General features: G+C 70.6%; 7 protein-coding genes. 4 read left to right on the top strand and 3 right to left on the bottom strand.

Going from position 1 to position 6,663, the window contains the following annotated elements; genetic code table 11:
- Positions 1 to 572: 572 nt before the first annotated feature.
- Both ACGF4F_RS23465 and ACGF4F_RS23460 read right to left on the bottom strand, forming a co-directional pair.
- On the bottom strand, positions 573 to 887 hold the full coding sequence (locus ACGF4F_RS23465; RefSeq protein ID WP_357434303.1) for an SCO4848 family membrane protein: 315 nt from the start codon (positions 885 to 887) through the stop codon (positions 573 to 575).
- Between the two features lie 151 nt (positions 888 to 1,038).
- Positions 1,039 to 1,509, bottom strand: a complete 471-nt coding sequence (locus ACGF4F_RS23460) for a hypothetical protein (protein ID WP_357434304.1) — start codon at positions 1,507 to 1,509, stop codon at positions 1,039 to 1,041.
- A 279-nt stretch (positions 1,510 to 1,788) separates the two neighbouring features.
- Between ACGF4F_RS23460 and ACGF4F_RS23455 the strand changes: the two genes are divergently transcribed.
- The 4 genes from ACGF4F_RS23455 to argS all read left to right on the top strand — a co-directional run bounded on the left by ACGF4F_RS23455 (position 1,789) and on the right by argS (position 5,628).
- Entirely contained in the window at positions 1,789 to 2,229 is a 441-nt protein-coding gene (locus tag ACGF4F_RS23455) for a PRC-barrel domain-containing protein (protein ID WP_357434305.1), read from the top strand.
- 76 nt (positions 2,230 to 2,305) lie between these two features.
- Positions 2,306 to 2,473 carry a hypothetical protein gene (locus ACGF4F_RS23450; RefSeq protein ID WP_357434306.1) on the top strand — a complete coding sequence of 56 codons (168 nt, stop codon included), beginning with the start codon at positions 2,306 to 2,308 and terminating at the stop codon, positions 2,471 to 2,473.
- Positions 2,474 to 2,567: 94 nt separating this feature from the next.
- The gene (gene trpS, locus ACGF4F_RS23445; RefSeq protein WP_357434307.1) at positions 2,568 to 3,626 is read left to right on the top strand and encodes a tryptophan--tRNA ligase; all 1,059 of its coding nucleotides are present in this window, start codon (positions 2,568 to 2,570) and stop codon (positions 3,624 to 3,626) included.
- Between the two features lie 283 nt (positions 3,627 to 3,909).
- Positions 3,910 to 5,628, top strand: a complete 1,719-nt coding sequence (argS, locus tag ACGF4F_RS23440) for an arginine--tRNA ligase (protein WP_357434308.1) — start codon at positions 3,910 to 3,912, stop codon at positions 5,626 to 5,628.
- A gap of 233 nt (positions 5,629 to 5,861) precedes the next feature.
- Here argS and ACGF4F_RS23435 read toward each other — a convergent pair whose 3' ends face one another.
- Complete coding sequence (locus ACGF4F_RS23435; RefSeq protein WP_357434309.1) at positions 5,862 to 6,590, bottom strand: VOC family protein; 729 nt, start codon at positions 6,588 to 6,590, stop codon at positions 5,862 to 5,864.
- Between the last annotated feature and the right edge of the window lie 73 nt (positions 6,591 to 6,663).

The following is a 6,663-nucleotide window of genomic DNA, read 5'->3' as shown; positions in this document are numbered from 1 at the left end:
CTGACCAGTCCGGGGTATAAACAATTTGGCACTGGCTTATCAAACACCCTGTTGAGTTCTCAAAGAACAACCACACACCATCCAGCAACCCTGCAATCCACAGGACCCTGTCCGGGGCATTTCGTTCACCGCGACCGCCGCTCTCGCGCCGGGCACTTTTACTACGTTACCTCACCGTCTCCGCCGTGTCAAACCGTGTGTCCCGGTCTGTCGTGCTTCGTACGGGTTGGCACCGCTGAACTCGCACAGCGACGAACCGCTGCGCTCGATCATCGGATTTGGCAGGCCGGCCGTCGCGGTGACCGCGAACTCGCCCGGTGCCCTGCCGGTCGACAACCTTACCCGGTCGCTTCCGCTCCACCAAATCCGCCCTACGGCGTTTCCGGCGAGCCCCGCCCGGTCCAGGTCCGATGGTGTCAGCCATCCAAGCCTGGTCGTCGTTCCTGCGCCCCGGCCTCCAGGACTTTCGCCCTTTTTCGTCCGTTCCGCGCTGGCAGAGAGAAAGTTACGCGTCTTCGGCTTTGATCGTCAAATCCGCGGGTGGCGTCCCGCGTCACATCATCACGGTTGGACTATCTTCCCTGCTCAACCCGGGTTCGGGGCGTGACACCCCGAGCCGCACTGGCGCTTCGGGCGGTGGAACGACCCCGGCGAGCCGCGAGCCAGCCCCTGATGCCGAGCACTCCCACGGTGGTGCCGATCGCCAGCGAGGCCGCGATCAGCAGGGCGTGCACCCAGAGGAAGCTCGTCGGGGTGCCCTCGCCGATCGTGCCGGTCGACCAGGAGCGCGGGTCCTTCCAGATGGCGACCGCGAACCTCGGCCAGATCACCCAGGTCCACACCCCGACCCCGACCAGGAACAGCGACCAGCCACGCGACAGCACCATGGCAGGCCAGTATGCCAGCGTCGCCATGGCCGGCGGCCCGTTGCGGCGCGGGGACCAGCTGCGTGCCGGCCCGCGCTGGGTGAGGGCGGGCACCCGGCCCGCCCCACCCGACAGGCGGCCATCCTGGAACGGGTCCGCGCCACGACAGGCGTCAGAAGCAGGTGACGGCACCGCCGATGGCCGGGTTCGCCCGGTCGTGGCGATGCAGGGTGCCCGAGGCGTCGGCCATGGCGCCGCCCCAGATCGCGCAACCAGTGCCGACGTACCCGTAGACCGGGCCGGCGGCGTAGAGCCGGTTGCCGTCGTCGACCGAGAAGGAGGGGATCAGCTCCGGGTCCAGATAGACCTGGGTCCTGGTGAGGCTTCCGAGGTACGCCGACTTGAGGGTGACCGTGCACCCGTACCCGGTGAAGGGGTTGCGCAGCAGGTGGACGGTGCCGAGCCGCTCACCGGTGGTCGCGTTCCGGATGGGGTCCTGGTCGACGCTGACGAAGCCGGGCCCACAGAGCCCCTGGGCGGTGTACGGGTTGCCCACGGCGGCCTGCGCCCCGGTCCCGGCCAGCCCGACCAGTACGGCCACCGCGGCCGCCCCGATTCCGATTCGCCGAATTGCCCGCTGCATCTGCGCTTCCTTTCCTCGACACCGGGGACGCGCGACCAGAATCGTCGGGACGGTCGGCCCGACCGAATGTGCCCGACGAACACTCCGAGCCCTTTCCGGGTGTGCTGACGGGCAGGTTCACCCGGCCCCACCTGCGGAGAAGCCTGCTGCCCGGGGAATGGGCGCCGATTATGAGGTATCTCGCAGAAGCCGGAAATGATGAACCGAAAATTGCGTTGATGTTTCGGCGATTCAACGTGCGGGCAGAGTTTCCGTCGACGACGACAGCGGAGGTGGACCATGCAGCCGTTCAATCCGTGGAGTTGGCGGGACCCGGCCGCGCTCGCCGGCGGCTACGACGAGACCGGCCCGGACGACGTGCCGCGGCAGCGGTCGGCGGGCGCCGACGGTCCCGACGCACCCGGCCCGGGCACCCCGATCGACCTCACCGGTTACCGGGTGGAAGCGACCGACGGCCGGATCGGGTCGGTCGACCAGGCGAGCGAGGAAGCCGGGGCCCGCTATCTCGTGGTGGACACCGGGCCGTGGATCTTCGGCCGGAAGGTGCTGCTGCCGGTGGGCACGGTGGCCCGGGTTGACCACCTGGCGCGCGCGGTGCACGTGGACCGTACCCGGGAGCAGGTGAAGCACTCGCCGGCCTTCGAGCCGGACGACTTCGGCCGCCCCGAGTATCAGGAGCAGGTCGGCAGCTACTACGCGGAGAGCTACCGCGAGCGCTGAGCGGAACCCGGGTGATCCGGTGACCTCGGCCAGCCGGGGGCGGCGAGGACCACCGCCGACCGGCTAACCTGTCGGCATGGTCCGGCCGAGCACCCTCGCCCTGGAGACCGAGAACGGTCTCCCGGCGGCTGCTGCTCCAGTTCTTCCGGCCCGTGTCGACGACGGTCGGGAGCAGATCCTCGACGTACTCCGTGCCGGTGGGTTGCGGTTCCGCGCCGGCGGGCGATGGCGGTTCGCGCTCTGACGAGCCGCCTCCACTGATCCGGGTCCGCCCTGGGTCTCTTCCCGCGCGCCCGCGCGTCCTTCCACCGTTCTCTCGGCACGAAAGGCGTACCACCATGTCCGCAGCACGGATGCTCACCGGCGACCGCCCGACCGGGCAACTGCACCTGGGCCACTACGTCGGCAGCATCGCCAACCGGGTGCAGTTGCACCAGCGGTACGAGAGCTTCTTCATCATCGCCGACCTGCACATGCTCACCACGAAGAACAGCCGTGAGGACATCGAGCAGGTGGCCGGCAACGCCCGCGAGATGGTCACCGACATCCTCGCCGCCGGCGTCGACCCGGACCGCGCCACCTTCTACCTCCAGTCGGCGATCCCCGAGGTCGGGGACCTGAACACCCTCCTCCAGAACCTGATCACCGTGCCCCGGTTGGAGCGCGTCCCGTCGCTCAAGGAGATGGCCCGGGACGCCGGCAAGGAGGAGATGCCGTACGGCCTGCTCGGCTATCCCGTCCTCCAGGCCGCCGACATCCTCTGTGTGAAGGGGCAGGTCGTGCCGGTGGGCCGGGACAACGCCGCGCACGTCGAGGTGACCCGGGAGATCGCCCGGCGCTTCAACCACCTCTACGGCGAGGTCTTCCCGGTGCCGGAACTGATCATGTCGGAGACGCCCGCCCTGGTCGGCACCGATGGCCAGGGGAAGATGAGCAAGAGCAAGGGGAACGCGATCGGCCTCGCCGACGACCCGGCGACCGTCCGCCGCAAGGTGATGGGGATGTACACCGACCCGAACCGGGTGCGCGCCGACGTGCCCGGGACGGTGGAGGGCAACCCGGTGTTCGCGTACCACGACGTGTTCAACCCGGACCGGACGAAGGTCGAGGACCTGAAGGCGCGCTACCGGGCCGGCCGGGTCGGTGACGTCGAGGTCAAGGAGCAACTGGTCACCGCGTTGAACCGGTTCCTCGACCCGATCCGCGAGCGGCGGGCCCGCTTCGAGGCCGACCGCGGCCGGGTCGACGAGCTGATCGTCGAGGGCACTGAGCGGACCCGGGCCGAGGTGCACCGCACCCTGGTCGAGGTCCGCCGGGCGATGGGGTTGACCAGCGCGTACACCCAGGTGCGGCGGCGGGCCGAGCGGTACCGCAAGGCCGTCGCCACGCCAGCCTGAGCTTTCGCGTACGACCTGCCGACCGGCCCAGAAGAGCGCTTGCGCCGCCCCCGGGCCGGCCGGTTAGGCTGCTGACATGACCAGCGCGCACGCCCACCAGCCGACGTCCCCCGACGTCCAGCTCGGCGCGCTGCGACGCCGGCGGTCCCGCGACCGCCTGCGCTGAGCACCATCTCTTGCGACCGGCGGATCGAGCCGCCGGTCATCGCCGATCGTCCTCGGTCCGCCCGCATTCCCGTCCGGAGATCCGCGTGAGGCGGATCCAAGCGAGATCGGCGTACCCATGGATCTGGAGAAACTGCTGACCGACCGGCTGGCGCCGGCGTTCAAGAAGGTGGCCGGCCTACCGGTGGACCCGGTGGTGCGCCGCTCGCAGCGCGCGGACTTCCAGTCCGACGCGGCGTTGGCGCTGGCCCGGCGGCTCGGCCGGCCGCCGCGGTCGATCGCGGCGGAGGTGCTGGACCGCGCGGAGCTCGGCGACCTGTGCGCCGTGGCGGAGGTGTCCGGGCCGGGCTTCCTCAACCTGACCGTTGCGGACCGTGCCCTGGGCGGCCTGGTCGCCGCACTGGCCACCGACCCCCGGCTCGGCGTGCCGGTGGCGGCCGAGCCGGAGACCGTGGTGGTCGACTACTCCGGGCCGAACGTGGCCAAGGAGATGCACGTCGGGCACCTGCGGTCGACGGTGATCGGCGACGCGGCGGCCCGGCTGTTGGAGTGGCTGGGCCACCGGGTGGTCCGGGCCAACCACCTGGGCGACTGGGGTACGCCGTTCGGCATGCTGATCGAGCACCTGGCCGACCTGGGCGAGGCCGAGGCGGCACAGGAGCTGTCCATGGGCGACCTGGACGAGTTCTACAAGGCGGCCCGGGCCAAGTTCGACGCGGAGGAGGCGTTCCGGGAGCGGTCCCGGCAGCGGGTGGTGGCGCTGCAGGGCGGCGACGAGGCGACGCTGCGGCTGTGGCGGCTGCTGGTCGAGCAGTCCGAGCGCTACTTCCTCGCCGTGTACGAGCTGCTCGACGTGACCCTGACCGCGCGGGACTTCCAGGGCGAGAGCAGCTACAACGACCTGCTCGCCCCGGTGGTGGCGGACCTGGACCGGGCCGGGCTGCTGCGGGAGAGCGACGGCGCCGCCTGCGTCTTCCCGCCGGGCTTCGCCGGCCGGGACGGTGAGCCGCTGCCGCTGATCGTGCGCAAGTCCGACGGTGGATACGGCTACCCGGCGACCGACCTGGCTGCGATCCGGCACCGGACCGGGTCGCTGGGGGCGACCCGGCTGCTCTACGTGGTGGGCCTGCCGCAGCGCCGGCACTTCGAGCTGGTGTACGCGGCCGCGGCGCAGGCCGGCTGGCTGGTCCCGCCGGCCCGCGCCGAGCATGTGGGGTTCGGGTCGATCCTCGGCCCGGACGGGCGGATGCTGCGCAGCCGGTCCGGTGAATCGGTGAAGCTGGTCGCCCTGCTGGAGGAGGCGGTGGCCCGGGCCACCGCGCTGGCCCGGGAGCGCAACCCGGACCTGGGCGAGGCCGAGGCGGCCGAGGTGGGCAGGGCCGTCGGCATCGGCGCGATCAAGTACGCCGACCTGTCGAGCGACCGGCACAAGGACTACGTGCTGGACTGGGAACGGATGCTCTCGCTGGACGGGAACACCGCACCGTACCTGCAGTACGCGTACTCCCGGATCCGGTCGATCTTCCGGCGGGCCGGAACGTCAGCCCGGCCGGACGCGGCGGTCTCGCTGGTCGAGCCGGCCGAGCGGGCCCTCGCCATCGAGCTGCTCGGCTTCTCCGGGGTGGTCGCCGAGGTGGCGCGGAGTCTGGACTTCCACCAACTGGCCGCGTACCTGTACCGGCTGGCGGCGGCGTTCAGCGCCTTCTACGAGCGCTGCCCCGTGCTGCGGGCCGGTGGTGAGCTGCGGGAGAGCCGGCTGCTGCTCTGCGACCTGACCGCGCGGGTGCTCCGGCAGGGGCTGTATCTGCTGGGCATCCGGACCCCGGAGCGGCTGTGACGGAGCCGTACGCCGCACCCGCATCTGAGCGTGGCGGCAAACGCTGAAGCGGGATTTCCTCCTCGGGCAGCCGAACTGACCGCTCGTGGGCCGGCCGGTGCCGGGCGGAAGCCGCCAGGCCGGGGCCGGGCCCGCGCGCCCGCTTTGCAGATTCCACGGTCGCTTCTCGCACCTTCGGCCCAGGGCGCGTCGCAAGTCCGGCTGCCGTAGTGCGCGGATGACGAGGGTTTGGGTCAGCCTGGGGCAAGGAGGCAGAACTCGTTGCCCTCCGGGTCGGCGAGGACCGTCCACGGGACATCCAGGTCGATGGCGGTGGCGCCGATAGTCCGCAGTCTGGCCGCCTCGGCCTCCAGGTCGTCACCTGGATATGGGCGGACGTCGAGATGGACACGGTTCCACACGGTCTTCACGTCGGGTGTGCGGATGAACTGCAGATATGGGCCGACGCCCTTGGCGGAGCGCAGTACCGCGTTGTGGTCGGTCACCTCGTGCAGGGTCCAGTCCATGGCCTTGCCCCAGAAGCGGGCCATGGCTCGCGGATCCGCGCAGTCGACCACTACCGCGGCGATCGGTCCGGTGTCTCGGTAGAGCGGTCGGGGGTCCAGCACGCAGAACTCGTTGCCCTCTGGGTCGGCCATGACCGTCCATGGCACGTCGCCCTGGCCTACGTCGGCGGGTGTTGCGCCGAGAGCCTTCAGGCGCGTGACCACCTCCGCCTGATGGGCCGCCGAGGTGGTGGCGAGGTCGACGTGCACGCGGTTCTTCACCGTCTTGGATTCCGGGGAGGCGATGAGGTCGATGCAGACGGCGACGGGGTCGGGGTAGACGAAGCCCTCGGGTTCGAGGTTGGTCACGCCGGGTCCCTCGCTGGAGACTCTCCAGCCGAGCGCCTCCGCCCAGAAACCGCCCAGCGCGGAGTCGTTCCGAGCCTTCATGTTGATTTGAACGAGCCGCGTTGCCATCCCGACGATGCTAGGGCAGGGGTCGAGTCGGCGGTGGCGCCCGAACTAGCCGCCAAGGTAGGTCGACCATCGC

This window comes from Micromonospora sp. NPDC047740, from assembly GCF_043204735.1.
In the GTDB taxonomy this organism is placed as follows: Bacteria; Actinomycetota; Actinomycetes; order Mycobacteriales; family Micromonosporaceae; genus Micromonospora.
This window is presented reverse-complemented; position numbering and strand designations above follow the sequence as displayed.

Coding starts and splice junctions, on each gene's coding strand:
- ACGF4F_RS23465 (WP_357434303.1), bottom strand. CDS start 887: ATGGTGCTGTCGCGTGGCTGGTCGCTGTTCCTGGTCGGGGTCGGGGTG.
- ACGF4F_RS23460 (WP_357434304.1), bottom strand. CDS start 1,509: ATGCAGCGGGCAATTCGGCGAATCGGAATCGGGGCGGCCGCGGTGGCC.
- ACGF4F_RS23455 (WP_357434305.1), top strand. CDS start 1,789: ATGCAGCCGTTCAATCCGTGGAGTTGGCGGGACCCGGCCGCGCTCGCC.
- ACGF4F_RS23450 (WP_357434306.1), top strand. CDS start 2,306: ATGGTCCGGCCGAGCACCCTCGCCCTGGAGACCGAGAACGGTCTCCCG.
- trpS (WP_357434307.1), top strand. CDS start 2,568: ATGTCCGCAGCACGGATGCTCACCGGCGACCGCCCGACCGGGCAACTG.
- argS (WP_357434308.1), top strand. CDS start 3,910: ATGGATCTGGAGAAACTGCTGACCGACCGGCTGGCGCCGGCGTTCAAG.
- ACGF4F_RS23435 (WP_357434309.1), bottom strand. CDS start 6,590: ATGGCAACGCGGCTCGTTCAAATCAACATGAAGGCTCGGAACGACTCC.